The sequence below is a fragment of the Arthrobacter sp. 05T45 genome, assembly GCF_056395875.1.
The window spans coordinates 23901-50534 of the sequence record NZ_JBFTKI010000024.1 but is presented as its reverse complement, the minus strand read 5'-3'; the positions used below and the strand labels follow the sequence as shown (position 1 = coordinate 50534).

The following is a 26634-nucleotide window of genomic DNA, read 5'->3' as shown; positions in this document are numbered from 1 at the left end:
CTACGCCCGACATGAGAATCACCTGGCTTGGTCACTCCACGGTGGTTCTGGATCTCGACGGGGTTCGGATCCTCACCGATCCGCTACTCCGTTCCCATGCCGGGTTGCTCCGACGCCTGGCACCGCGTCCGGACCCGGTCTCGTGGGACCGACCGGACGCGGTGCTCCTCTCTCACCTGCACCACGACCACGCCGAGTTGCGCTCCCTGCGCATGCTGCGCGGGGCACCGCTGATGAGCGCGCCGGCGAACGTGGCCTGGCTGCGTCGCCGAAAGTTGGCGCACACAGTTTCCTTGGGCGACGGCTGGACCCCGGTAGGCAGCGGCGTCCAGATTCGCCAGGTGCCGGCCGAACATCGCAGCCGGCCAATGCCGCACCGGCCCAACGACGCCAATGGCCAGCTCGTCCGCGGCCAGTCGGGCATCGTGTGGATCGCGGGTGACACGGGCTTGTTCCCGGAGATGGCCGCGCTCCCCGCCATGGCCGGAGGGCCGATCGATGTCGCCCTGGTGCCGGTCTGGGGGTGGGGACCGAGGCTCTCGGCGGGGCACCTGACTCCGGAGACCGCCGCACGGGCTGTCGCGATGAGCGGCGCAAGGTTCGCTCTGCCGGTGCACTGGGGGACGCTGCACCCTCCGTTCGTCACCTGCTTTGCCCGGAGCTGGCTCGAGCGGCCCGGCCACCGGTTCGCCACTGCCGTGGCGGAACAGGCTCCCGGCTGCACGGCAGTCGTCCTCGCTCCCGGCGAGACCTGGGTCGCGCCCTCGTAAGCCCAGGGCCTCGAATTGGACCCGCCCCGGGAAATCCCCCGGTTGGTCGCTCAGCCGCGGGACGCCGTCGTGGCGCGCTGGCCACAGGACTCAAGCATCGCCACCAGCACCCGGTGGAGTTCCCCGGCACCCTCGATCCGCTCGGGCAGCCCCGCCATGAGATCGGCCGGGCCCATCAGCACGGCGCGGTCCTGCCAACCCCCCAGTCCCCCGTGGGATCCCACGAGGCCTTCGAACGCTGCAACGTCGCCGGTCACGGGATCCACCGCGCTGTTGACATAGAGATCCGGCGCCTCGGGTTGCATCAGCGCGAGATTCAGCACCCGCGCCGCATGCGGCCCGAAACCAGCCAGCGGGTCGGTGCCCTCCACTGCCCCGCTGGTGATATTGACGCGCCCGCCGCTTCCGATCGCCCACGCCCCGCCCTCCTCATCGATGCCGGCCACGAACCCGACGCCGGGATGGCCCGCCAGGCCAGGGACCAGGGCAGGCCACCGATGCTCGAGGGCTTGGAGACTCAGGCGCCGGTCACCGCGCAGGTACACCAGGCCCAGGTTGCCCGAGCCCAACACGACCACCGGATCCTCCGCGCCGCCTGGGCCGGAAGTCTGCTGTGCCGGCGTCTCTTGTGCCTTGGTCAGTACCTCGTCGGCACGGCCGGCGAGCTTCCCGGACAATCCGCCGGAGGCAACGTCGCCGGCGATGGAGTCCGCGCGCCCGAGCCCCTCGACGGACGCGTCCACGTTCTGAACGTGTTCCTGCATCAGTTCCGCGCACAGATCACCAAGCGCCTGGCCATACCGGTCCGCGAACGGCGTGCCCTGGGACTGGCCGTGGTCCGAGAGCACCACCAGCCGGTAGCGGCGGGGAGCGGACCCGGCGAGTTCGGCCAAGGCACCGAGCGTGCGGTCCAAGCCATCCAGGGCTGCAAGCGACTCGGGGCGGAACATGCCTGCGTGGTGGGCGATCTCGTCGTAGTCAACGTAGTCGACATAGATGCACTTCGTGCCGCGACGCAGCTCCTCTGCCACCAGCGCCGTGTTCAGGTCCCGCAGCAGACCGTTGGTGACTGCCCGCAGCAGGGCGAAGGTCCAGTCCCGCCGCACCCGCGGATTGAGGTCACGTTTGACCTGTCTCCGGGCCTGCCAACGCTCCTTGAAGATCTCGGCGACGGTCCGCGTAAAGCTGCGCATGAAGCCGTTCGGGGTGGCAAAAAACCAGGCGAACGCCCGGCGGGTTTGGGTCGAGCCGCGCCGGACCTCTACCCGGCTCATCGTCAAAAACGAGCGGGGCGCGTCACCGGTGAACAGGTTCGAGATGGAGACGCCGTCGTCGCAGAGCAGTCCCTGGCCGGTGCTGTGCCTGTCCTCGATCACCCGGGCGTCTGCCGGACGGTTGGCCACCAGGACGCGTTGGAGCTCACGGTCATACCACCGGAAGGCCGGGATCCCGGCGACCGTGCCGTGCAGAATGCCCATCTGGCTCGCCGGTGTCGTGCAAGGCAGCTGGGGAGTCCATTCACGGAACTGATAATCCCCCGAGGCCAGCCAGCGGCGGAGATGGGGCACTCCCCCGGACTGGATAGCCCACTGCAGCACCGGGAAGGGGACCCCGTCGAGCTGGACGAACAGGACACCGTCCACCTCCGGATCGGTCACCGTTTCCTGCCGGCGTGCCCGTCCTGCCAGCGACGTGATGAGGCCGTCATCGGTTCCGGCTGTGGTGGCCCACGAAATGAGCGTGCCCACCACGGCACTGACCCAGGTAGCGGCGAGGGCTGTCAACGGCGTCGACTCGATGCCGGGCACCAGACGGATGGCGACGTACATGATCAGGGCCTGCCCCACCAGGGCGGTAAGAAGTACTGCCACCCAGCCCACCCTGGCCGAGATCTCCACCAGCACGGGGCGCAGGACCAAGCCGACGAGGCCGGCCGCCGCCGCCACGGCGGCGTATGACCACCAGCTGGCCGCAGAGAACCCCGGAAGCAGGGCGCCGGTGATAATGAGGGCTACAGTCGAGGCAGCCCAGGCAAGGGCCAGCCTGGCGAGGTCTGATATTCGGGCGCCGCGGGTGCGGGCAACGCGCGTCGGCATTTTCCCAGTATGGCTGTCGGCAACCGGCTCGCACCCACCCTCACAGGGTGAGAATCACGGTCCGGGAAAAATCAGTCAGCCTGCGCGGTGTCCGGTCCGCGATCGCCGGGGGACGTTCCCGCGGGCGCAGCAGGTCCGTACGGGCTAGTCGTCCTCGCCCTTGTCCCAAGCCTCATTGCGCGCCTTGACCTTTTCCAGGGCGTGTTCGGCTTCCTCACGGGTCTTGTACGGTCCGATCAGCTGGCTCCAGTCGGACATCGCGTCTTCCTCGATCTCGTGGGTGTTGACGTTGTACCAGTATTCGGGCATCGGGGCTCCTTCATGGCCCGGAGCGTGTCCGGGTGTCTTTTCCGGCGTGTATTTTGCGGGCTGTATTTTCCGGGCTGGATTTTCCGGGGCGAGCCCGGGGGCTTATATGATCAATCTATGCCTTCTCTAGCCTCAACTGCACCCATCGGCACGCTGGTCCAGGGGACAGTGAGCCCGCAGCTTCCCGTGCCGCCGTCCATCCCGCGTCCGGAATATGTGGGCAAGCCGGCTCCTGCGAAGTTCACAGGGTCCGAGGTCAAGTCGGCGGAGACCATCGAGAAGATCCGGATCGCCTCCAAGATCGCCGCCCAGGCCATAGTGGAGGTCGGCAGGCACATCGAACCCGGCGTCACCACCGACCAGCTGGACCGGGTGGGCCATGAGTTCCTGCTGGACCACAACGCGTACCCCTCCACCCTCGGATACCGGGGCTTTCCGAAGTCCCTGTGTTCGTCCCTCAACGAGGTCATCTGCCACGGGATCCCGGACAGCACGGTGGTCCGGGACGGCGACATCCTCAACATCGACATCACGGCCTTCATCGGCGGCGTCCATGGCGACACCAACTACACCTTCCTGGTCGGCGACGTCGACGAGGAATCCCGCCTCCTCGTCGAGCGCACCCGGGAATCGCTGACCCGCGCCATCCGGGCCGTGGCTCCCGGACGCGAAATCAACGTGATCGGCCGGACCATCGAGTCCTACGCAAAGCGCTTCGGCTACGGCGTGGTCCGCGACTTTACCGGGCACGGAGTTGGCGAAGCCTTCCACACCGGGCTGATCATTCCGCACTATGACGCGGCCCCGGCATACAACACCACCATGGAAACCGGTATGGTGTTCACGATCGAGCCAATGCTGACCCTGGGCACCGTTGACTGGGACATGTGGGCCGATGACTGGACCGTCGTGACCCGCGACCGCAAGCGCACCGCCCAGTTCGAGCACACCCTGCTCGTGACGGAGTCCGGTGCCGAGGTCCTCACGCTGCCCTGACCGCCTGCTCCACACGCTAGTTCCCGTAACCACCCCGCTCTCTCACCACCGGCCCTGCCCGGTCACTACAGCCCGCCCCTGCCACGAACGGAACGACATTGGCCAAGAAGGACGAAAAGTCGAAGAAGAACGCCCCCCTGATCGGCATTGACATCGGTGGGACCGGAATCAAGGGCGGGATCGTGGACCTGAAGAAGGGGAAGCTGATCGGTGACCGCGTGCGCTTCCCGACGCCGCAGCCCTCCACCCCTGAGTCCGTGGCCGAAGTCGTCGCGCAGGTTGTCGCCGAGCTCTCTGCCCGTTCCGATGCCCCCGACGCCAGCAGCCCCGTGGGCGTGACCTTCCCCGGCATCATCCAGCACGGCGTGGTCCATTCGGCCGCGAATGTGGACAAGTCGTGGCTGGAAGCCGACATCGACGCCATGCTCACGGCGCGTCTCGGCCGCCCGGTGGAGGTCATCAATGACGCCGACGCCGCGGGACTCGCCGAGGCCCGCTTCGGTGCCGGCGAGGGAGTCGCCGGCACGGTGCTGGTGATCACCCTTGGCACCGGCATCGGCTCGGCGTTCATCTTCGACGGCAAGCTGGTTCCCAACGCCGAACTCGGTCACCTGGAGATTGACGGCTTCGACGCCGAGACCAAGGCCTCGGCCGTGGCCCGTGAGCGCGAGGGCCTCAGCTGGGAACAGTACAGCGTCCTGCTGCAGCGCTACTTCTCCCACGTGGAATTCCTGTTTTCCCCCGAGCTCTTCATCGTGGGCGGCGGCATCTCCAAGCGTGCGGACGAGTACCTGCCGCACATGAAGCTGCGCACGCCGATCGTCCCGGCCGAGCTGAAGAACGACGCCGGGATCGTGGGCGCGGCCATCGAGATTGCCCTCAAGCACAAGCTGGCAAAATAAAGGCCCATCGCGGGATGAAAACCAATTGAGCTATCACTCCGGGTCGTTCTGAACGCTGGGAACGACCCGGAGGGATAGCTCAATCTCTTTGTGGAGCGGTGAGGTGGAGCCGGTGGTGGCTGCGGCTTCCCCTCCGCTGCCACCACCGGAGTCTGTGGTGGATCCTGGGACGCAGTCGCCAGGACAATCAGGACATTTACGACGGCGCCTGCAGCGGCCGCTTGTCCGGGCTCTTGCCGTCCCGGCCCTTGGTCTCTGCCTCATGGCGAAGCAGGGAAATCGCCGATTCGAAGTCCTCGAGCGATTCGAAGGCCTGGTAGACGCTGGCGAACCGCAGGTAGGCGACCTCGTCGAGACGCTGCAGCGGCTCCAGGATCGCCAGCCCGACTTCGTGGGCCTCGATTTCGGCGGCGCCGGAGCCCCGGATCGCCTCCTCGACTTCCTGCGCCAGCAAGGCGAGATCGTCTTCGGTGACCGGGCGGCCCTGGCAGGCCTTGCGCACGCCGTTGATGACCTTGCTGCGGCTGAACGGCTCGCCGACCCCGGAGCGCTTGATGACGGTCAGGCTCGTGGTTTCCACGGTGGTGAACCGGCGGCCGCATTCGGGGCACTGCCGGCGGCGCCGGATGGCGGAGCCGTCGTCGGCGATCCGACTGTCCACTACGCGCGAATCAGGGTTCCGGCAGAACGGGCAATACATGTCGGTTCCTCCCCTGTCGCAATCCGCTGTGACCTCAGTTTACGACTAGATGTAGCTGAATAACAAGCCTGTAATTACTACATGTAGTGGTCTGGGTCCTGAACTACCGGGCGGCGAACCGCACCGTGACGGCCTCGCCATGCGCCGGCAGGTCCTCCGCGCCGGAGAGGCTGACGATATGGCCGCTGACCTGCTCCAACGCGGCCCGGCTGTAGTTGATGACCTGGATGGCGCGCAGGAACGTGGTCACGTTCAGTCCGGAGGAGAAGGCCGCGGTGCCGCTGGTAGGCAGCACGTGGTTGGAGCCGGCGCAATAGTCCCCCAGGCTCACGGGGCTGTAGTCCCCCACGAAGATCGCACCGGCGCTGCGGATCCGGCCGGCCACCCGGGCGGCGTCGGCGGTCATGATCTCAAGGTGTTCCGCGGCGTACGCGTCGCAGGCGGCTATGCCCTGCTCCAGGTCCTCGACCAGCACCACCCCGGACTGCGGGCCCGAGAGCGCCTCGCGGACGCGGCTGGAGTGCTTGGTGGCAGCGGCCTGCCGCTCAAGCTCCACGCGGACCTCTGCGGCGAGGGCCTCGGAGTCGGTGAACAGCACCGATGCAGCCTTAGGGTCGTGCTCGGCCTGGCTGATGAGGTCCGCGGCCACGAGGGCAGGACTGGCGGTGGCGTCCGCGAGGATCGCGATCTCCGTGGTGCCGGCCTCGGAATCGATCCCGACAACCCCTTTAACCAGGCGCTTGGCGGTGGCCACGAAGATATTGCCCGGACCGGTGACGACATCCACGGGGTCGATCCCGGGGAGGTGGCCGGCGTCGGACGCGTCGGACGGGATGCCGTAGGCGAAGGCCGCAATAGCCTGCGCCCCGCCGATCGCGTAGACCTCCTCGATGCCCAGCAGGCAGGCCGCAGCCAGGATCGTGGGGTGCGGGAGGCCGCCGAAGTTCTTTTGCGGCGGCGAGGCCAGGGCAATCGATTCGACGCCGGCGGCCAGGGCCGGGACCACGTTCATGATCACCGAGGACGGGTAGACCGCCAGGCCGCCGGGGACATAGAGCCCCACGCGCGCCACCGGCACCCAGTTCTGGCTGACGACGGCGCCCTCGCCGAGTTCGACGTCGATGTTCGCCGGGCGCTGGGCGTCGGCGAAGGCGCGGGCCCGCTTGATGGACTCCTCCAGGGCCGCGCGGACGGCGGGATCCAGGTTCTCGAGGGCTGCACGCAGCGCCTCGGCCGGGACGCGGGGATGCGTCTGCTCGACGCCGTCGAAAGCCAGCGCCAGCTCCCGCAGTGCGCCGAAGCCCCGCGCGCGGACGGCGGAGATGATATCCAGGACCTTGCCCTCGGCGTCGGCCATCGTCCCGGACTGTGCCCGGGGCACGGCTGCGCGGAGTCCGGCGAGAGACAGGTGCGCACCGCGCACGTCCACCGTGCGGAAGTTAAGGGCGGCGGTCATCGGGGTCACGGGGCTGTCAGGAGTTAGGCTCACCCGATCATTTTACGTGCCCCGCCGCGGCGGGGTTTGCCGCCGTTGCCCGGGAAGAGGCTGTTCAGGAAGATGGCCAGGGCGATCGCTGCCGGCCAGATGGCGAGGACCGCATAGGAGCGCAGGGAGAAGGCGACGCTGGCGCTGGCCGAAGTATCTGCCGGCGCTCCCCACCATTGGGCGCTGAGCACACCGGTTCCCCACGCGATGAGCGCACCGGCAGCGCCGGCGAGGACCACGAGGACAACAGTGCCGGGGCCGGGCTGCTGGTGCTTGTTGCCGGCGACGAACGACCCGGCAATGCACCCTGCGAGCAGGCACAGCCCCGCCAGCACAAGGTCACGGGGCAGCCAGGTGGCGGTGTTGGTGCCGGCGGCGAGGTCAGGGTTTCCGGTCAGGAGATTCAGGCCTGACGGCGCCAGAAGCCACCAAAGCAGCCCCACCGGGATGCCGGCGGCCGCGATGACCGCGGTCTTCCGCCATGTCCCCCCGGCACCGGGCTGCCCCTCGGGACGCCGCTCGGGCTGTGCGGGCTCCCCGGCGTGGTGGACGGGGCCGTCGACTGCGGACTGTGTCATGCAACAAACCGTAACAAGGATTCCCGCGGCGCATGACGCCGGCCGGCAGCACATGACGGGAGACGTAAAGAAAATGCCGCACTCGATTCCCCTGCGCAATACGCTGGCAGAGTAGAAGTACGACACGCACGTGCAGCAGGGAGTTGGATCGCAGTGGCCACAGATGAAGGTATTTTCGAGGGAACATTCAGGGAAATGTTCCGCCGGCACGCGGCGGGCGTGGCCATCATCACGGCCAATCACAACGGCGTCCCGTTCGGATTCACGGCGACCTCAGTGGCCTCTCTGTCCGCCAAGCCGCCGCGCTTTACGTTCAACATGGCCAGGACCTCCAGCTCGTGGCCGGCCGTGGCGAACACGACCTACATTGGCGTGCACATGCTCGGGCTGGAAAACCAGGAGCTCGCCGACCGTTTCGCCCGGGCCGGCAACCGGTTCGACGGCGACCACTGGGAGCTCGGACCCCACGAGGTGCCCGTGCTCAAGGGAGTCAGCGGCTGGCTGATCGGCAAGGTCCAGATGCGGCTCTCCTTCGAGAACAACGCGGTCGTGGTGGTCGAGGTGGTGGAGGGCCAGGTCGGCGACGACGGTGTTCCCCTGCTCTACCACTCTGGGGCCTACAGCCAGCCCGTTCCGCTCGACTACGAGATCTGACAGACGCCTCTACGGGCCACGGCAAATTAACACGGCACATTAAAACTTCCCCGGTGGTGCATCCGGCGACGGCCTTCGGCCGGTATTAAGGGTGTAAGCACAACCACCGCCCCCATGTGGGCCCCGATGAGGAGTTGGAAATGCGCAAGACACTCTCTGCAGCCACCGGAGCAATGACGCTGCTGGCAGCACTGGCCCTGGCCGCCCCGGCCCAGGCCGGGACCTGGCATCACCGCGACGAGGGAACGGCAAAACTGTCCGTCCTCCACGGCGTTCCGGGCCTTACCGTCGATGTCTGGGTCGACGGCAAACTCGCCCTGGACAACTTCAAACCGGGCACATTGGCCGGGCCGTTGAACGTCCCCGACGGAGACCACAAGGTCGCCATCACCGGCGCCGGCGCCACCAGCGCCGACCACCCCGTGATAGGCCCGGTCACAGTGGACCTCGAAGAAGGTCGGGACTACACAGCGGTCGCACATCTGGCCGCTGACGGGACGCCCACGGCCACCCTTTTCACCAATGACACCTCCGCCAGCCCGGATGGAAAGGGCAAGCTGACCGTCCGGCACGTCGCTGCGGCGCCCGCCGTCGATGTCCTGGCCGGTGGCAACGCGGTCATTGAGGGACTCACCAACCGGCATCAAAAGACCCTCACTCTCAAGGCCGGAACCGTCCCGGCCTCGGTCGCAGCCGAGGGAACCACTGCCCCGCTAATCGGCCCGGCCGACGTCAAGGTCACTGCGGGGAAAAACACCATCGTCTACGCCTGGGGAAGCCTCGCCGACAACAACCTTGGGGCCGCCGTACAGGTAGTGGACTCCTCATCGCGCGGACACAAAGGCCACCACGAGTAAGCCAACCGGAGCTCCAGCAGGCATCCTGTTTTCTCGCCCGGTGGGGTCGCATCAACCGCGGCCCCACCGGCACGCACACAGTGACAGCCCGGAAGGCTGACCCAGTTCGACCATGGCGGAGTCCCCGCGCGAGCGGCATAATGTGGTGCAACAGGGGCCACTGCCGCTCAAAGGAGCACCTGATGGAGGCTGCCGCATCGCACGATTGGGACTCCGGTCTCGACCACGCATTTGCCGGCGGCGACGAACACGTCCTCGCGGAGGCGTACCGACGGTTCAGTCCGCTCGTCTACACGCTGGCGCTAAGATCCTTGGGAGAGCGTGCCGCTGCCGACGACGTCACCCAGGAGGTCTTCATTCGGGCCTGGAAATCACGGACCACATTTCGCCCGGAGGCGGCGCGGCTGCCGGCATGGCTGATCGGGATCGCCCGCAATGCAATCTCCGACGCCTTGTCCGCTCGCTCCCGCCAGCGCCATCTCGAACAAGCAGCCACTCTCTTGGTCGTTGACCCCGCTTCCCGCCCGGACGCCGGGGACGTAGAAGAGGTCGCCGACCGCCTGACGTTGGACGAAGAACTGGAGCATTTAGGGGATCCACAGCAAGCAATAATGCGGCTGGCGTTCTATGAAGACCTGACTCACGACCAGATCTCGTCGCGCCTCAACTTGCCGCTCGGTACTGTCAAAAGCCACATCCGGCGCAGCCTCACCCGCTTACGCACCCGCCTGGAGGTGGAACATGGAACACCTTGACGCCGAACTTCTTAGTCTGCTGGCCCTTGGTGAGCCCCTGGGCACGGACGCCGACGCCGACCACCTCGCCAGCTGCCCCACGTGCAGCGAAACCCTCCGAGGCCTGCAACATGCCGTGCACGTTGCCACCCTCGACACCGCAGGCATCGAACTCGAGCAACCCGGCAGCCAGAACTGGGCCGCCATCCATCGGGCCCTCGGCCTCTCGCCGGCCCTCGCAACGGATCCCTTGAGCCAGCCCAGCTCAGGGCACCCTGCCCCGGAGAAACCAGCCGCACCGGAGAAACCTGCCGCGGCGGAGGCGCGCCCGAACCACGGCGGCGGCACAAAGCCGGCACCGATACCACTGCGGCCCCGCGCCAAAGACAGGCATGGCCGTCCCGGTCTGTGGGTTATCGCGGCTGCGGCCGGAATCGTTCTTGGCACGGCCGCCGGATGGACCGCTGCCGGAGTTCTCGGACACACCGGCACTCCCACACCCACCTCCACCCAGTCGGGTCCCGCTTCGACAGTCGTCGCCCAAACGTCCCTGACTCCGCTGCCCGCACATACCGGGAGCGGAGACGCCCGGGTGGAGCAACTCCCCGATGGAACCCGGCACCTGATCATCCGGCTCTCCAACGACCACATCACCGGATTCCGGGGAGTGTGGGTCGGCTCTGCCGACCTGTCCAGAATGGTCAGCCTGGGTGTCCTCGACAATGAATCCGGCATCTTCACCATCCCGGACGGCATTGATCTGGCCCAGTACCCCATCGTGGACGTCTCCAACCAGCCATACAACGGGAACCCGGCCCACTCCGCCGACAGCATCGCCCGGGGAACGCTCAACCCGAAAACATGATCCTCGGATGCTGTGCGTGAACCCTCGCGGGGCGGCGATACTCAGGGTGCCCTGGATCGCTCAGCCTTGCCTGGCCGCCAGCAACCCCCTGCATGTCAGTTATCCAAACAGGTCGGGCCGAGCAGCACCTTCAGATCGCCGAACAGTGACGGGCTCGGGTTGACGCGCAGGTGCACCGGCAGGCCCATGACCTCCACCCGGGTGTCGCCCTGCAGGTGCAGGCGGACCTCCGAATTTCCGCGGTGGGTGCGCAGCACGTCGCCCAGCTCGGTGACCACGGCCTCGGTGGCCTTGTGCGTGGCCATGGTGATCACCACAGGCCCGTTCTGGCTGTCACTGAGGTCCGGCACGGAGAGTTCCATGCAGTTCAAGGTGACGGCGCCGTCGTCGCGCCGCTGCAGCCGGCCCTTGACCACCACGATCAGGTCCTCCGCGAGCACCGAGGCGATGGGGCCGTAGACCTGGCCGAAGAACATGACCTCCATGGAACCGGCGAGGTCCTCGATTTCGGCCCGGGCGTAGGCGTTGCCGCTGGCCTTGGCGATCCGTCGGCTGAGCGAGGTGATCATGCCGGCGATGGTCACGATCGAGCCGTCCGGCGGGCCGTCTTCGGCGATGATCGAGGTGATCGACCGGTCGGCGTGCTGGCTCAGGAGCCCTTCCAGTCCTTGCAGCGGGTGGTCGGAGACGTAGAGGCCGAGCATGTCGCGCTCGAACGCCAGTTTGTCCTTCTTCTCCCATTCCGGCAGGTCCGGGATCTCGGTGCTGAGCGACGCCTCGGGCTCCTGGTCCTCAAAGCCGGCGAAGAGGTCGAACTGGCCGATCGCCTCGTTGCGCTTGAGGGTGATGACGGAGTCGATCGCTTCTTCATGGATCATGGCCAGGGCCCGCCGGGGGTGGCCGAGCGAGTCGAAGGCGCCGGCCTTGATCAGGGATTCGATGGTGCGCTTGTTGCAGACCACTGCCGGGACCTTCAGGAGGTAGTCCTTGAAGGAGGTGTAGGCGCCTTCTTTTTCGCGCGCCGCCACCATGGCTTCGACGGCGTTCACGCCGACGTTGCGGATGGCGCCCATGCCGAAGCGGATGTCGGTGCCCACAGGGGTGAAGTTGAGGGCTGACTCGTTGACGTCGGGCGGCAGCACCGTGATGCCCATGCGCCGGCATTCGTTGAGGTAGATCGCCGACTTGTCCTTGTCGTCGCCCACTGAGGTCAGCAGGGCAGCCATGTACTCCGGCGCGTAGTGCGCCTTCAGGTACGCGGTCCAGTAGGAGATCACGCCGTAGGCGGCCGAGTGCGCCTTGTTGAAGGCGTAGTCGGAGAACGGCAGCAGGATGTCCCAGAGGGTCTTGACCGCGGCCATGGAATAGCCGTTGTCCTGCATACCCTGGGAGAAGCCGGCGAACTGCTTGTCCAGCTCGGACTTCTTCTTCTTGCCCATGGCGCGGCGCAGGATATCGGCCTGGCCCAGGGTATAGCCGGCGAGCTTCTGCGCCACGGCCATGACCTGCTCCTGGTACACGATCAGCCCGTAGGTCCCGCCGAGGATTTCGGACAGCGGTTCCTCGAGCTCCGGGTGGATCGGGATGACTTCCTGGATCTTGTTCTTGCGCAGCGCGTAGTCGGTGTGCGCGTTGGCGCCCATGGGTCCGGGCCGGTAGAGGGCCAGCACGGCGGAGATGTCCTCGAAGTTGTCAGGCTTCATCAGCTTGAGCAAGGACCGCATGGGACCGCCGTCGAGCTGGAAGACGCCCAGTGTGTCTCCGCGGGCAAGCAGTTCGTAGGACGCCGTGTCATCCAACTCGAGCGTCTCGAGGTCGAGCTCGATGCCGCGGTTCATTTTGATGTTTTCCAGGGCATCGGAAATGATCGTCAGGTTTCGCAGCCCGAGGAAGTCCATCTTGATCAGGCCGAGGCCTTCGGACGTCGGGTAGTCGAACTGGGTGATGACCTGGCCGTCCTGGAAACGGCGCATGATCGGGATCACGTCGATGATGGGGTCCGAGGACATGATGACGCCGGCGGCGTGCACGCCCCATTGCCGCTTCAGGCCCTCGATGCCCAGCGCCGTCTCGAAGACCTTGGCGGCCTCCGGGTCGGTGCTGATGAGCTGGCGGAAGTCGCCGGCCTCGCTGTAGCGCTTGGAGTCCTTGTTCTGGATGTCGGCCAGCGGGATGTCCTTGGCCATCACGGCCGGCGGGAGCGCCTTGGTCAGCGTCTCGCCCATGCTGAACGGGTAGCCCAGCACGCGCGAGGAGTCTTTGAGGGCCTGCTTGGTCTTGATGGTGCCGTAGGTGACGATCATCGCCACGCGCTCGTCGCCGTATTTGCGCGTGACGTAGTCGATCACTTCGGAACGTCGCCGGTCATCGAAGTCGACGTCGAAGTCAGGCATGGAGACGCGGTCCGGGTTGAGGAAGCGCTCGAAGATCAGGCCGTGGTGCAGCGGGTCCAGGTCGGTGATGCGCATCGCGTAGGCCACCATGGAGCCGGCGCCGGAGCCGCGCCCGGGACCGACCCGGATGCCGTTGTTCTTGGCCCAGTTGATGAAATCGGCGACGACTAGGAAGTAGCCCGGGAAGCCCATCGAGGTGATGACTTCGAGCTCATAGTCGGCCTGCTTGCGGACCTTGTCCGGGATGCCCTGGGGATAGCGGTAGCGGAGTCCCTTGTCGACCTCCTTGACCAGCCACGACGTTTCGTCCTCCCCCTCCGGGCAGGGGAACCGGGGCATGTAGTTGGCGCCGGTGTTGAAGGAAACTTCGCAGCGTTCGGCGATCAGGAGCGTGTTGTCGCACGCCTCGGGGTGGTCGCGGAACAGTTCGCGCATTTCCTGCGGTGACTTCAGGTAGTAGCCGCTGCCGGAGAAGGCGAAGCGCGAGCCGCCGTTGTCGTAGGTCGGCTCCAGGAGGGTGGAACCGGACTGGATGGCCAGCAGGGCCTCATGCGCCTTGGCGTCATGCTCGTGCGTGTAGTGCAGGTCGTTGGTGGCCACCAGCGGCAGGTTCAGGTCCTTGGCCAGGCGCAGGAGGTCACCTGTGACGCGCCGCTCGATGTCCAGGCCGTGGTCCATGAGCTCACAGAAGTAGTTCTCCGCCCCGAAGATGTCGCGGAACTCCGCCGCGGCCTCCAGGGCTTCGCGGTACTGGCCGAGCCGCAGCCGGGTCTGGACCTCGCCGGACGGGCAGCCGGTGGTGGCGATGAGCCCTTCCGAGTAGGTGTTCAGCAGCTCACGGTCCAGCCGGGGCCATTTGCCGAAGACCGAGTCCAGCGAGGCGATCGAGGAGGCCCGGAAAAGGTTCCGCATGCCCACGTTGTTGTAGCTGAGCAGGGTCATGTGCGTGTACGAGCCGCCGCCGGAAATGTCGTCCTTGCGCTGGTGCTCCTCGCCCCAGCGCACACGGGTCTTGTCCGTGCGGGCGGTCCCGGGAGTCACATAGGCTTCGACGCCGATGATGGGTCTGATGCCCTGGTCTGTTGCGCGCTTCCAGAAGTCGAAGGCGCCGAACAGGTAGCCGTGGTCCGTCGTGGCGAGGGCCGGCATGCCGAGCCGTTCGGTTTCGTCGAACAGCTCACCGAGCCGGGCGGCACCGTCCAGCATCGAGTACTCGGTGTGGTTGTGGAGATGGACAAACGAGTCGTTGCTGGAAGTCACCGCACCATTCTAGTGCCGTGCCACGACGGCGGCGTGCAGCCACGGCGATGGGCACCGAACGGCGGCAACGGGCGGCCCGGCAGAACCCCGTGGATTCAGGCCGCCCGTGCCGTGCGGCTCAGGCGTTTCCGGACTCCAGGACCGTCAGCGCGTACTGCAGGTCCTGCGGGTACTCGCTGGCGACGGTAACCCGCTCCCCTGTCCGCGGGTGGTCGAAGGACAGTTCCCGGGCGTGCAGCCACTGCCGGGTGAGGCCGAGGGTGGCGGCCAGCCTCGGGTCCGCGCCGTAGGTGAGGTCACCGGCGCAGGGGTGGCGCAGGGCCGAGAAATGCACGCGGATCTGGTGGGTGCGGCCCGTTTCGAGGTGCACCTCCACGAGTGAGGCCTTCCCGAAAGCTTCCAGGACCTCATAGTGCGTCACCGAATCACGGCCGTCCTCGGTCACGGCAAACCGCCAGTCATGGCCCGGGTGCCGGCCGATGGGCGCGTCGATGGTGCCCGCCAGCGGATCGGGAAGGCCCTGGACGACGGCGTGGTAGACCTTGTCCACGGTGCGCTCCTTGAAGGCGCGCTTGAGCACGGTGTAGGCATTTTCGGTCTTGGCCACCACCATGACGCCGGAAGTGCCGACATCGAGCCGATGGACGATGCCCGCGCGCTCCGGGGCGCCCGACGTCGAAATCCGGTAGCCGAGCCCGGCGAGGCCACCCACCACCGTGGGTCCCACCCAGCCTGGCGAAGGGTGGGCGGCGACACCGACCGGTTTGTCGATGACTACAAATTCGTCATCGTCCAGCAGGATCAACAGGTCGTCCACTACTTCCTCCACGATTTCCAGGGGGTCCCTGCGGTCCGGCACCACGACCTCAAGCACGGTGCCCAGGGTGAGTTTGAGGGACTTTCCGACCTTCCCTGCGTTGCTGGTGACGTTGCCTTCGGCGATCAGGACTGCGGCCTGCGAGCGGGAGATGTCCATCAGCCGGGCCAGTCCGGCGTCCACACGGGAACCGGCGAGGTCCTCCGTGACGGTGAAGCGGTGGTGCCCGGCGGGTGCGGTGCCGGCTTCGGCGGCCATATCGGCCGCCATATCGGCCGCCATATCAGCGGCGTTTCCTGAGGCAGTGTCAGACATCGTTGGCCACCGTATCCTTCGTATGGCGCGAGCCGTCCAGGGAGATTCCGCGGAGCGTGAGCAGGCAAATGATCACGACGGCGGAGACGACGGCGGAGTCGGCGATGTTGAAGATCGCGAAGTTTGGCAGCTGGATGAAGTCCACCACATGGCCCATCGCGAAGGACGGCTCGCGGAACAGCCGGTCCGTCAGGTTGCCGAGTGCGCCGCCGAGCAGCAGCCCCAGCGCCAGGGCCCACCAGAGCGAACCGAGCTTGCGCAGCTGCAGCAGGATCGCGACAGACACGGCCGCCATGATGATCGTGAACACCCAGGTGACGTTCTCGCCGATCGAGAACGCCGCCCCCGAGTTGCGGATGTAGAACCAGTGCAGCAGCGGGGGAAGCACGGGGATCCGCTCACCCTCGGTCATGGTGGTCGTGACCCAGAGCTTGGTGAGCTGGTCGAACACGTAGGCGAAGACCGCGAAGGCAGCGAACAGGACAAACAGCTTTGCCCGCCGCGGCCGGGCGCGCACGGGCTGTGCCGCCTCGACAGGCTGCATGGCGTCTGGTGATGGTGCGTCAGTCATAGGGCTTTCGATCGGGAGCCAGTGCGGGGACCGGGTTCAGGTACCGGCAAGTGCCGGGCACCTGGGCCGGTGCCGGCACGTTGCGGGAAAAGGGAAAAGCCGGCGGCCGAGGAATCCTCAGCCACCGGCTTTCAGAATACTTGCTTTTTGCCCTAGCTGGCTTCGCCAACCTCGGGGGCCGCGACGGAGCCGCGGGCGTCCAGGTCGCGGAGCTGGCCTTCGATGTAGGCCTTCAGGCGTGAGCGGTAGTCGCGCTCGAAGCCGCGAAGCTGCTCGACCTTGCGTTCCAGGACGGAGCGCTGCTGCTCGAGGGCACCGAGGATCTTGCGGGACTTTTCCTGCGCATCGTTGACGAGGCTGCTGGCCTCGATCTGAGCTTCAGCGATGATTTTGTCCCGCTGCTGCTCGCCGTCGGCGACGTGCTTGTCGTGCATCTGCTGCGCCATGGCGAGCAGGCCGGCGGCGGACTCCGACGCCGGGGTGGCGGCGCTGCGCGCCGGCTCGACAACCTGGGCGGCCTTGGCGGCCTGCTCGGCTTCCTTCTTCTTGGCGGCTTCTGCGGCCGCCTTTGCCTTGGCCTCGGCCTCGGCCTTGGCGGTGTCTTCCTTCTCGGCCTTGACGGGTGCCGGGACCTTTTCCACCACGGGTGCGGCGGCTGCGGAGCTGGCAGGCGTGCCGGCGCCGGATTCGGCGAGCTTCTTGCGCAGCTCGTCGTTCTCCTGGTTCAGGCGCCGAAGTTCGACGACGATCTCGTCCAGGAAGTCGTCAACCTCGTCCTGGTCGTAGCCTTCGCGGAACTTGGTCGGCTGAAAGCGCTTGTTGACAACGTCTTCTGGCGTCAAAGCCATCTGGTCACCTCGTTGGTCTAGTTAGTCAGTAGGCCTTCCGGCCGTCAAACTACGGTACCTAAATATGGTCTGGTTCCTCTAATTCAACACCGCAGTGTCAAACCGGAGTTTACTTTCGGTTTGGGCCTGGGCCGGGCAGGTCGCTGCCCGGCTGCGGCTGCGGCCTATGCCGCGATCGGCTGGGCGTACACCAGGCCCTTGACGATCCACATCGCCACGCTCACGGCCACGAACAGCAGCAGGAAGCCTATGTCCAGCGACATTCCGCCCAACCGCAGCGGCGGGATGAGCCGGCGGAGCAGTTTGAGGGGCTTGTCCGTGACCGAATACACAGCATGAGCGGTCACGAGTGCCAAACCGCGCGGCCGCCAGCTTCGGGCAAACATCTGCACCCAGTCGTAGACCAGACGGATGATCAATGCCACGAAAAAAAGCAACAGAACGATATAGACGAGCCCCAAAACAATTCCCATGAGCTAACTCATATCTCCATGTTCATTCCGGATACCGAAGTGTCCTAAGGAAAGTGTCACTTCTATTTCAACACGGATAATTCCGCACGGATGCCAGGCAGGTGTCCCCGCCTGGCATCAGTACCGAATATTCGGGCCTAGCTCTGGTTGAAGAAACTTGCCTGCGTCTCGCTGACCTTCTTGTCGTCGCCAATGACTTCGACGTACGACGGCGAGAGCAGGAAGACCTTGTTCGTCACCCGTTCGATGCTGCCGCGCAGGCCGAAAACAAGACCGGCGGAGAAGTCCACGAGGCGCTTGGCGTCAGCCTCGCCCATGTCGGTGACGTTCATGATGACGGGGATCCCGTCGCGGAAGCTTTCGCCGATGAGCTTGGCGTCGTTGTACGACCGCGGATGGATGGTCGTGATTTGCCGGAGTCCGGTGGTCTCTTCGCGGCTCGATGCCGCACGCTTGATGGGTGTCACAGGTGCGCGATATTCCTCTTCAGCGGCGTGGGGCTCTTCCCGGGGGACCTCGCGGACGGGCGCCGGAGCACGTCGTTCCTCGCGGTCCTGCTCCATGGATTCGTCCTCATCCTTGTGCGGTGTGGGGTGCTCAGACTCGTAGTGTTCGTCGCCGTCGGCGAGCCCAAGATAGATCATTGTCTTGCGCAGAGCGCCAGCCATGGTCGACTCCTAATCTTGTCCGTAAGCGGGCCGCTTAGTGACTAGACAGCCTTGGAATCCCCGCCATTACCTTCCAATATGTCGAACTTACCGCAGGGCCGGACGCGGACCGAGAATATCGGAGCCAATGCGCAGGTGTGTCGCCCCGAAGCGGACGGCCTCTTCGAGGTCCTGGCTCATGCCGGCGGATATTCCCGTGGCGTAGGGAAATTGTTCGGCCAGGCGCCCGGAAATGCCGGCCAGCTTTTCGAAGGCAGCCGCCGGGTCCGCCCCGAGCGGGGCAACGGCCATGACGCCGGCGAGCCTCAGTCCGCCGGCACCGGCGACCTGTTCGGCCAGCGCGGTGACTTCGCCGGGCACCGCGCCGCCGCGGTGGGCCACTGCTGCGTCGCCGGCCTGCTCGGCCAGGCTGACCTGGATGAAACAGTCCAGGGGCGGGCGGCCGGTGCGGTCGGCTTCGACGGCCATCGCCTTGGCCAGGGCCGAGGCGACGGCTTCCCGGTCCACGGAGTGCACGGACGCGGCGTACTTCACCACGGATTTGGCCTTCTTGCTTTGGAGTTGACCGATGAAGTGCCAGCTCAGGCCAAGGTCCTGAAGCTGCGCCGCCTTTTCCGCGGCCTCCTGGTCCCGGTTCTCCCCGACGTCGGTGACCCCCAGCGACGCCAGCCGCCGGACGTCCAGCGCAGGATGGAACTTGGTGACGACGATCAGGCTCGGCGGCGCCGCCTGCCGGCCCGCGGCGGCCACGGCGGCGTCGATCCGGCGGCGGACGGCCGCGAGGTTCGCCTCCAGCTGGGCCAGACGGGGGCCTTCCAGCGCGTCCGTTCGGTTCTCATGGTTCTCCCCCGGCGCCGTGACGGGCTCGACGGCGTGTGCGTCCGGGCGCTGCGCCGGTTCAGTCATGGCCATACTCCCTTTTCCCGTCAGTCCCGTCAGTGCCGTCAGTCCCGTGGGTGCCGTCCGTCCACGCCAGCCCGGCGAAGCGGCCGGTGTGGCTGTTGCGGCGGTAGGAGAAGAGGGTGTCGTCCTCGAGGGTGCATCCCCCGGAGTATTCGATCGCGACGCCCGCAGCTTCCAGCTGGCTCCGCACTCCGGCCGGCAGGTCCAGACCAGGGGTGCCGGTCGAGGTGGTGCACCAGGTGGCAGGCACGGCCGCGGAAACGTCCGCGCGCAGGCTGCCGGGGACTTCATAGCAGCGCCCGCAGACCGAGGGGCCCACCCAGGCGCTGATGCGGTCCGCACCGAGCTCCCGGAGGCGGGCCACAGCGGCTGGCACCACCTCGGCGGCGACGCCTGGCCGTCCGGCGTGAACGACGCCCAGCACCGGCGCCCCGGCCGGATCCTCGCCGACCAGCACCACCGGCACGCAGTCGGCCACCAGGACGGCCAGCGGCTCAGTCAGGGAGACCATGGCATCGGCCGTGGGCGCGGCCGGACCTTCACCCGCGGAGTCCGCGGCCGGGGACCCAACGATGGTGGCGACGTCACTGCCGTGGACCTGGTTCATGTACCGGAAGGAGCGCCCGCTGAGCCCGGCGGCCGCTTCGAGCTCAGCGCGCCGGCGGCGCACCGCCACGGGGTCATCACCGACATGCAGTGCCAGGTTCCCGGCTCCGGCGTCGGTGAAAGCCACCCATACGCCCGGCCGGACTTCAGCCCGCCAGCAAAACAATCACAACACCGCCATCAACATGTCCGGAATACCTGCGTTCATACAATCCACCGTAACCCGCCGCAAAGCAGCATGGCACCGCCGGACGGCGGTGCCATGCAGGAGCGGAACTATTTACTTCAGGAAGTCCGGGACATCCAGGTCATCGGAGTGCCGGCCGGACAGGTCCGGCTCCACGACGGCCGGAAGGTCGACGTCGAAGCCCGAATCGGCCGGTACGGCAGAGGGACGCTGCTGGCCCCAGCCGCCGTAGCCGGAGGCGCCGACGGTGGCGTGCAGCGGCTGAACCGGGGCGGAGGCGGGTGCCTGCGCCGGGGCGGGGGCGGGGGACGCGGGACGCTGCGGCGCGGCCGGCAGGGACTGGTCCATGGACGGCGAGGTGGCCTTGACGTCGTCGAAGCCGGCGGCGATGACGGTGACGCGTGCCTCGTCGCCGAGGGCGTCGTCGATCACGGCGCCGAAGATGATGTTGGCCTCCGGGTGGGCGACTTCCTGGACCAGGCGGGCTGCCTCGTTGATTTCGAAGAGGCCAAGGTCCGAGCCGCCCTGGATGGACAGCAGCACGCCGTGCGCGCCGTCGATCGATGCTTCCAGCAGCGGGGAGGCGATGGCCAGCTCCGCGGCCTTCACGGCGCGGTCTTCGCCGCGGGCAGAACCGATGCCCATCAGCGCGGAACCGGCACCCTGCATGACGGACTTGACGTCGGCGAAGTCGAGGTTGATCAGGCCGGGGGTGGTGATGAGGTCCGTGATGCCCTGGACACCGGAGAGCAGGACCTGGTCGGCGGAACGGAACGCGTCCAGGACGGAGACGTTGCGGTCGCTGATGGAGAGCAGGCGGTCGTTCGGGATCACGATCAGGGTGTCGACTTCATCGCGCAGGGCGTCGATGCCGGCCTCGGCGGAGCCGGCACGGCGGCGGCCTTCAAACGTGAAGGGGCGCGTCACGACGCCGATGGTCAGGGCGCCAAGGGACCGTGCGATCCGGGCGACGACGGGGGCGCCGCCGGTTCCGGTTCCGCCGCCTTCGCCGGCGGTGACGAAGACCATGTCTGCGCCCCGGATGACCTCTTCGATTTCATCGGCGTGGTCCTCCGCGGCCTGCCGGCCAACTTCAGGGTTCGCGCCAGCACCGAGTCCACGGGTCAGCTCACGCCCGACGTCGAGCTTGACGTCGGCATCGCTCATCAACAATGCCTGGGCATCGGTGTTGATGGCGATGAATTCGACGCCGCGAAGACCGACCTCGATCATGCGGTTGACTGCGTTCACGCCACCGCCGCCGATGCCGACGACCTTGATGACGGCCAAGTAATTCTGCGGAGCTGCCACGTTACGTGTCCCTTGTTCGTGTACTAATGCGAAAACTGATCGAGTCCTGCTTGAAGCTTTGAACCTTAACCTTCGACTTGAAGGTTATAGTTATGTCAAGTAACTCATGTCTGTGACGGTATTTCCTATGCAGGGGACATTCAATAACCGGCGCCGCGTGTCGCGCGATTACCGGGCAAATAGCCCCTGTAAGTAGTCCCGCGGGCAGCTGGACGTCCGCTGGACATCCGTGACGCGGCGGATCCGATTGCCGGCTACCGCGTGACTGGGTGCCGGGGCACGCTGACATCGTAGACCTTCACCGGGTTTTTGGCGTCGGCCGGGACCTTCAGGAGGGCAGAAAGGACCCGTGCCTTCAGCTCCTTCTCCCCCGCGTTGCCCCAGACGATTGTCTGCCCATCGACGAGTTTGAGTTCGACGGCGTCGGCCGACGCGGCAGAGGCGTTGGAGAGCCGCGCCAGCACATCCGCCGGCAGGGCCCCCAGCACTGCCGTGATGGCCTGGAACAGGTCCTTCGGCAGCGTTCCGCTGCCGCCGTCGATCACCGGCAGCGATACCGAGGCCGCATCGGCGGTGGTGCTGAGCTGGACACCGTCGACGTCCACCAGCTGGAATGTCTTGCCCTGCTTGACCAGGGCCACGGGAATGCGCTCGGTGACGTGCACCTGCAAGGTGGCGGGCGGCAGCGCCTTCGCGGTGACGTCCTTGACCTGGACCAGCGGCTTGAGCAGGGCTGTGACCTCCTCCTCGCTGATCTGCGGCAGCGGCTTGCCCTGAAGGGGCGCGAGGGCGGCCTGGACCTGATCCGGGTGCAGCATCTTTGTACCCTCCACCGTGACCGTGCGCAGGGCCAGCACGGGCGAGTAGACGGCGGCCGCGACGATGCCCGCCATCAGCACGGCCACGATCCCGATGGTGCTGAGCAGGATCCGCCGGCGGCGCTTGCCCTTGGGCTCGGGGAAGGACAGCACCTTTCCGGGCCCGTTGTCCGGGGTGGCCTGCGGGTTCTGCGGGTTCTGCGGATTGCGGGACCGACCGACGGCGGTGTCCGCGGCGGTGTCGGCGGCGGTCTTGGACGCAGAAATGACATCCGTGCCCGTCCCGGCGGACGGCGGCCGGGAGCCGGATCCGCCGGTGCCGGACCCACTCGTGCCGGACCCGCCACGGTAGGTGGGGCGCCTGGTGCTAGGCACCGGCGGCCTCGGCCGTCAGGGCCTCGACAATCAGCGGCCCGTAGGCCGTGACGTCCCCGGCGCCGGCGGTCAGCACGATGTCCCCGGGGCCGGCGGCCGCCAGCAGCGCCTGCACAGCCTCCCCGTCGGGTCCGACAAGGCGGCCGCCTGAGCCCAGGTGCTCGGCGATCAGCCCGCTGGTGACCCCTGGAATGGGATCCTCGCGGGCAGGATAGATGTCCAGGACCAGGGCCGTGTCCGCGGTGTTGAGCGCTTCGGCGAACTCGCGGGCAAATTCCCGGGTCCGGGAAAACAGGTGCGGCTGGAAGAGCACGTGCACCTTGTGCTCCCCGGCGACGGCACGTGCCGCGGACAGGGCGGCGCGGACTTCCGTGGGGTGGTGGGCGTAGTCGTCGTAGACGCGGACGCCGCGGCCGTCCCCCTTGAACTCGAAACGGCGTGAGGCGCCGGAGAAGTGGGCCAGTGCCGCCGCGGCGGTGTCGGGCGCGACGCCGAGTTCGATCGCGACGGCGAAGGCGGCGGCAGCGTTGAGTGCGTTGTGCCGGCCCGGAACCTGCAGTTCGACGCCGAACGTGCCCGCCGTCGTTGAGATCCCCATCCGGCCGGGTCCAGCGTCGTGCAGCCGGATGGCGGCGTCGGCGGCGGTTCCGTATAGCACCACGCGGGTGTTGCCGCGGGCCCGGGTGCGCTCGGCCAGTGCCCTGGCCCCGGGGTCGTCAGCGCACGCCACCAGGACGCCGTCCGCCGGGAGCAGGGCCGTGAAGCGGTCGAAGGAGGCATAGACGGCCTCGGCGGTGCCGTAGAAGTCCAGGTGGTCCGGCTCGACGTTGGTCACCACGGCGATCGTGGGGCGGTAGTTCAGGAAGGAGCCGTCCGATTCGTCGGCCTCGGCGACGAAGATGCCCGCCGTGCCGTGTGCCGCATTGACTCCGAGCGCCGGGACGTTGGCGCCGATCGCGAAGGACGGGTCCAGTCCGGCGCCCTGCAGCAGCACCGTGATCATGGAGGTCGTGGTGGACTTGCCGTGCGTTCCGGCGACTGCCACCACAGTGTCATCCGCCATCGTGGCGGCCAGCGCCTCGGAGCGGTGCAGCACCGGGAGTCCGGCGGCACGGGCCGCTGCGAGCTCGGGGTTGTCGGGCCGGATCGCGGAGCCGGCGACCACCGTCTGGGCGTCTCCCAGGTTGCCGGGAGCATAGCCGACGGCGATCCGCGCCCCGGCGGCCGCGAGGTCCGCCATGACGGGCAGCGACTTGGCGTCGGAGCCGCTCACCGGGATGCCGCGGGCCACCATGATGCGGGCAACGGCGGACATGCCGACGCCGCCGATGCCGATGAAGTGGACGCGGCCGAGGGATTCGAGGGCATGCGTGCCGTGTTGGGGCTGGGTCATTGCTCTACTGCTTCCTGCCGTGCTGGTTCGTGCCCTGCTGTTTCGGACGCTGCTGTTTCGGACGCTGCCGGTTCCCGCTGCGCTCGTTCGAAGACGCGACGCCGAGGATGAGATCGGCCATGCGCCGGTCGGCGTCGCGGATGCCGAGCTGTTCGGAGCTGGCTGCCATCCGGGCCAGCCTGTCCGTGTCCAGCAGCAGGGGAATGATGTTCCCGCTGATCCAGTCGGCGGAGAAGGCCTTGTCATCGATTATCAATGCGCCGCCCGCGGCGACCAGGCCCGCGGCGTTCAACGCCTGCTCGCCGTTGCCGATGGGCAGGGGCACGAAAACGGCAGGCACGCCCACGGCGGCCACCTCGCAGACCGTGGCGGCTCCGGCACGGGCCAGCAGCAGGTCCGCCGCGGCGTAGACGGTTTCCATCCCGTCGACGTACTCCACCTGCCGGTAGCCTGGCGCGGCGAGCGGTTTGCCGTCGGCGTCGTGGACGGACTTGCCGCGACCGGTGATGTGCAGGGTCTGCACGCCGGCGTCGGCGAGGGCCCCGACGGCCGCGGCGAGGGACCGGTTGATGCTCTGGGCGCCCGAGGACCCGCCCGTGACGATGAGCGTCGGCCGGTCCGCGTCCAGGCCGAGCGCCTGCCGTGCACCAGCCCGGGCGGCCGCGCGGTCGAGGCCGGAAATTTCGGGGCGCATGGGCATGCCTACGTGCCGGGCGGCGCGGCCCAGTTTGGTCGCGGCGAAGGCCACTGCCACGTGGGCGCCGAGGCCTGCGCCAACGCGGTTAGCCAGGCCGGGACGGGTGTTGGCCTCGTGGACCACGATCGGGATCTTCCGGCGCCGGGCAGCGAGGTACATCGGTGTGCACACGTACCCGCCGACCCCCACCAGGACGTCGGCGCCTGCCTCGTCCAGGATGGAACCCGCCTGCTTCACCGCACCGGCCATCCGGCCCGGCAGCCGGAGCAGATCCGCGGAAGGCCTGCGCGGGAGCGGGACACGGCTGATGGTGGCAAGGTCCAGGCCGGCCGCCGGGACGAGCCGCGCTTCCATTCCGCCGGGGGTCCCGACAGCCAGGAGCTGCACTCCGGGGCGGGACTGCCGGAGGGCGCCGGCAATTGCCAGCAGCGGGCTGATATGGCCGGCGGTTCCGCCGCCGGCAAGGACCACGGACAAGGGCGACTCGGTGTTCATGAAGGGCTGTTTACGCTTTCGTACGGTTCTTGGTGGCTGGGCTCTTGGCGGGGTTCTTGGTGGGGTTCTTGGTGGCGGGGCTCTTGCCCGCGGGGACCTTGGGCCGGGCTGCCGTGCGGGCGGCGGACCGGCTGGAGGCCGTGCTGGCGGCGGACCGGCTGGCGGCAGTCCTTGCAGCCCGGGCAGCGCGGGCCCTCCGGACGGAATTGGCGAAGGCGGCCGGGCCGAACCTGAGCATCTTCTTCGGCTGCATGCCGGGGTCCATCTGTGCCCGGGCCAGGGACAGGACGACGCCGATTGCGCACAGTGACATCAGCAGGGCCGAGCCGCCATAGGAAATGAAGGGCAGTGGGACACCGATCACCGGTGCCAGCCCGGTGACCACGGCCATGTTGACGCTGGCCTGGCCCAGCAGCCAGACCATGATCGTGCCGGCCAGGACGCGGTGGAAGACATCGTGCTGGGCGACGACCACCCGGTAGATGGCGGTGCCGAGGATGGCGAACAGGACCAGGACGACGATCGTGCCGACCAGTCCGAGTTCCTCGCCGATGATCGCGAAAATGAAGTCGTTGTGCGCTTCCGGGATCCAGCTGTACTTCTGCCGGCTCTGGCCCAGTCCGACGCCGAACCAGCCGCCGGACGCGAGCCCGTACAGGCCGTTGGTGGACTGGTAGTTCAGGTCGGAGCCGTCGGCGCAGGTCTGGCCCGTCCATGACAGGATGCGGCACATCCGGTTCGGGCTCGTGACGGCGAGGATCGTCGCGCCAAGGGCCAGGACCGCCCCGGCGAACCCGAAAAGGTACAGCCGCACGCCGGCGAAGAACAGCGCGGCGGCCACGATGATCATCACGATCATGGCCGTCCCGAGGTCGTTTCCGGCCAGGATGAGGCCCAGGACCGCAATGGCGCCCGGGAGCACGACCGGAATGAGCGCGTGGCGCCATTCATGGAGGAGCTTGGCCTTGCGGTCAAGCACGGTGGCCATCCAGAGCGCGAGGGCGAGCTTGGCGGCTTCGGAGGGCTGGAACGTGAACGGACCGACGTCGATCCAGTTCTGGTTGCCCAGCGCGCTGCGTCCCACGAGGAGCACCAGGCCCAGCAGCGCAATGGCCAGGAACATGAGCGGCCAGGCGAAGCGCCTGAGCCAGACGACGTTCACGCGGGAGAGGACAAGCATCGCGAAGACGCCAATCGCGGCGAATCCGCCCTGTTTGAAGGCGGCGGAGTACGGCGACTCCCCCGCGGCGATGGCTTCCACGCTGGAGGCCGAGAGGACCATCATGATCCCGATCGCCGTCAGCGCCAGGGTGGAGCCAAGGATCAGGTAGTACGTGGATCCGTTGCGCGACTTGCCGGTGCCTTCCAGCGCGGACCAGAATCCGCGGCTCCAGGCACGCACCCGGGCCGCGGGGGTGACGGCGGGGCCGCCGGCCGTTGGCCGTGCCGCCGAAGGGGCCGGACGGCCGGCGGGCGTGCCACTGGTGGCCCCGCCTCTACTGGCCCCGCCGGCGGCGGGTCGTGCCGCCGTCGTACGTGTGGGCGTGCTGACCATTG

Annotated in this window: 25 protein-coding genes; 7 read left to right on the top strand and 18 right to left on the bottom strand. The window is 67.4% G+C overall.

Annotated features, from left to right (window positions below):
- Positions 1-11: 11 nt before the first annotated feature.
- Positions 12-770, top strand: a complete 759-nt coding sequence (locus AC1DGD_RS18185; RefSeq protein WP_476857741.1) for an MBL fold metallo-hydrolase — start codon at positions 12-14, stop codon at positions 768-770.
- A 50-nt stretch (positions 771-820) separates the two neighbouring features.
- Here the strand turns inward: AC1DGD_RS18185 and AC1DGD_RS18180 are convergent, their stop codons facing one another.
- Positions 821-2866, bottom strand: coding sequence for a phage holin family protein (locus AC1DGD_RS18180; RefSeq protein ID WP_476850430.1), 2046 nt, complete (start codon positions 2864-2866; stop codon positions 821-823).
- Between the two features lie 144 nt (positions 2867-3010).
- A complete protein-coding gene (locus tag AC1DGD_RS18175; RefSeq protein ID WP_116767494.1) occupies positions 3011-3175 on the bottom strand; it encodes an SPOR domain-containing protein in 165 nt (54 codons plus the stop codon).
- 117 nt (positions 3176-3292) lie between these two features.
- Between AC1DGD_RS18175 and map the strand changes: the two genes are divergently transcribed.
- Together map and ppgK are read left to right on the top strand one after the other, a co-directional pair.
- Positions 3293-4171 (top strand): type I methionyl aminopeptidase, encoded by an 879-nt coding sequence (gene map, locus AC1DGD_RS18170; protein WP_476850429.1) that lies wholly within the window; start codon positions 3293-3295, stop codon positions 4169-4171.
- A gap of 98 nt (positions 4172-4269) precedes the next feature.
- Positions 4270-5073 carry a polyphosphate--glucose phosphotransferase gene (gene ppgK, locus AC1DGD_RS18165; RefSeq protein WP_223916650.1) on the top strand — a complete coding sequence of 268 codons (804 nt, stop codon included), beginning with the start codon at positions 4270-4272 and terminating at the stop codon, positions 5071-5073.
- Positions 5074-5269: 196 nt separating this feature from the next.
- Here ppgK and nrdR read toward each other — a convergent pair whose 3' ends face one another.
- From nrdR to AC1DGD_RS18150, 3 genes are all read right to left on the bottom strand, one after another.
- On the bottom strand, positions 5270-5773 hold the full coding sequence (gene nrdR / locus AC1DGD_RS18160) for a transcriptional regulator NrdR (RefSeq protein WP_028275865.1): 504 nt from the start codon (positions 5771-5773) through the stop codon (positions 5270-5272).
- A gap of 103 nt (positions 5774-5876) precedes the next feature.
- Entirely contained in the window at positions 5877-7229 is a 1353-nt protein-coding gene (gene hisD / locus AC1DGD_RS18155; RefSeq protein WP_476850476.1) for a histidinol dehydrogenase, read from the bottom strand.
- A 29-nt stretch (positions 7230-7258) separates the two neighbouring features.
- A complete protein-coding gene (locus tag AC1DGD_RS18150; RefSeq protein ID WP_476857740.1) occupies positions 7259-7837 on the bottom strand; it encodes a hypothetical protein in 579 nt (192 codons plus the stop codon).
- A gap of 195 nt (positions 7838-8032) precedes the next feature.
- Between AC1DGD_RS18150 and AC1DGD_RS18145 the strand changes: the two genes are divergently transcribed.
- The 4 genes from AC1DGD_RS18145 to AC1DGD_RS18130 all read left to right on the top strand — a co-directional run bounded on the left by AC1DGD_RS18145 (position 8033) and on the right by AC1DGD_RS18130 (position 10947).
- Positions 8033-8491 carry a flavin reductase family protein gene (locus tag AC1DGD_RS18145; RefSeq protein WP_018772361.1) on the top strand — a complete coding sequence of 153 codons (459 nt, stop codon included), beginning with the start codon at positions 8033-8035 and terminating at the stop codon, positions 8489-8491.
- Positions 8492-8631: 140 nt separating this feature from the next.
- The gene (locus AC1DGD_RS18140) at positions 8632-9348 is read left to right on the top strand and encodes a DUF4397 domain-containing protein (RefSeq protein WP_476857739.1); all 717 of its coding nucleotides are present in this window, start codon (positions 8632-8634) and stop codon (positions 9346-9348) included.
- Positions 9349-9530: 182 nt separating this feature from the next.
- Positions 9531-10103 carry an RNA polymerase sigma factor gene (locus AC1DGD_RS18135; protein ID WP_476857738.1) on the top strand — a complete coding sequence of 191 codons (573 nt, stop codon included), beginning with the start codon at positions 9531-9533 and terminating at the stop codon, positions 10101-10103.
- Positions 10090-10947 (top strand): anti-sigma factor, encoded by an 858-nt coding sequence (locus tag AC1DGD_RS18130; RefSeq protein WP_476857737.1) that lies wholly within the window; start codon positions 10090-10092, stop codon positions 10945-10947. The genes AC1DGD_RS18135 and AC1DGD_RS18130 overlap by 14 nt, the downstream gene beginning before the upstream one ends.
- 95 nt (positions 10948-11042) lie before the next feature.
- Here AC1DGD_RS18130 and dnaE read toward each other — a convergent pair whose 3' ends face one another.
- The 13 genes from dnaE to ftsW form a co-directional block, all read right to left on the bottom strand.
- Entirely contained in the window at positions 11043-14600 is a 3558-nt protein-coding gene (gene dnaE / locus AC1DGD_RS18125) for a DNA polymerase III subunit alpha (protein WP_476850425.1), read from the bottom strand.
- 118 nt (positions 14601-14718) lie between these two features.
- Positions 14719-15687: an RluA family pseudouridine synthase gene (locus AC1DGD_RS18120; RefSeq protein WP_028275872.1), complete on the bottom strand. Its 969-nt coding sequence runs from the start codon at positions 15685-15687 to the stop codon at positions 14719-14721.
- 37 nt (positions 15688-15724) lie between these two features.
- Positions 15725-16303, bottom strand: coding sequence for a signal peptidase II (gene lspA / locus AC1DGD_RS18115; protein WP_223916639.1), 579 nt, complete (start codon positions 16301-16303; stop codon positions 15725-15727).
- 152 nt (positions 16304-16455) lie between these two features.
- Positions 16456-17151 carry a DivIVA domain-containing protein gene (locus AC1DGD_RS18110; protein WP_028275874.1) on the bottom strand — a complete coding sequence of 232 codons (696 nt, stop codon included), beginning with the start codon at positions 17149-17151 and terminating at the stop codon, positions 16456-16458.
- Between the two features lie 164 nt (positions 17152-17315).
- Positions 17316-17624 (bottom strand): YggT family protein, encoded by a 309-nt coding sequence (locus AC1DGD_RS18105; protein WP_230008815.1) that lies wholly within the window; start codon positions 17622-17624, stop codon positions 17316-17318.
- 137 nt (positions 17625-17761) lie between these two features.
- Positions 17762-18292 carry a cell division protein SepF gene (locus AC1DGD_RS18100; RefSeq protein ID WP_230008814.1) on the bottom strand — a complete coding sequence of 177 codons (531 nt, stop codon included), beginning with the start codon at positions 18290-18292 and terminating at the stop codon, positions 17762-17764.
- A gap of 87 nt (positions 18293-18379) precedes the next feature.
- The gene (locus tag AC1DGD_RS18095) at positions 18380-19198 is read right to left on the bottom strand and encodes a YggS family pyridoxal phosphate-dependent enzyme (RefSeq protein WP_476857736.1); all 819 of its coding nucleotides are present in this window, start codon (positions 19196-19198) and stop codon (positions 18380-18382) included.
- Entirely contained in the window at positions 19191-19967 is a 777-nt protein-coding gene (locus AC1DGD_RS18090; protein WP_476857735.1) for a purine nucleoside phosphorylase YfiH/LACC1 family protein, read from the bottom strand. Before AC1DGD_RS18090 ends, AC1DGD_RS18095 begins: the two co-directional genes overlap by 8 nt.
- A gap of 114 nt (positions 19968-20081) precedes the next feature.
- Positions 20082-21299: a cell division protein FtsZ gene (gene ftsZ, locus AC1DGD_RS18085; RefSeq protein ID WP_476857734.1), complete on the bottom strand. Its 1218-nt coding sequence runs from the start codon at positions 21297-21299 to the stop codon at positions 20082-20084.
- 254 nt (positions 21300-21553) lie between these two features.
- On the bottom strand, positions 21554-22492 hold the full coding sequence (locus AC1DGD_RS18080; protein ID WP_476857733.1) for a cell division protein FtsQ/DivIB: 939 nt from the start codon (positions 22490-22492) through the stop codon (positions 21554-21556).
- The gene (gene murC / locus AC1DGD_RS18075; protein ID WP_476857732.1) at positions 22485-23885 is read right to left on the bottom strand and encodes a UDP-N-acetylmuramate--L-alanine ligase; all 1401 of its coding nucleotides are present in this window, start codon (positions 23883-23885) and stop codon (positions 22485-22487) included. The genes AC1DGD_RS18080 and murC overlap by 8 nt, the downstream gene beginning before the upstream one ends.
- Before the next feature lie 4 nt (positions 23886-23889).
- A complete protein-coding gene (locus tag AC1DGD_RS18070; RefSeq protein ID WP_476857731.1) occupies positions 23890-25077 on the bottom strand; it encodes a UDP-N-acetylglucosamine--N-acetylmuramyl-(pentapeptide) pyrophosphoryl-undecaprenol N-acetylglucosamine transferase in 1188 nt (395 codons plus the stop codon).
- Positions 25078-25087: 10 nt separating this feature from the next.
- Entirely contained in the window at positions 25088-26632 is a 1545-nt protein-coding gene (gene ftsW / locus AC1DGD_RS18065) for a putative lipid II flippase FtsW (protein WP_476857730.1), read from the bottom strand.
- Between the last annotated feature and the right edge of the window lie 2 nt (positions 26633-26634).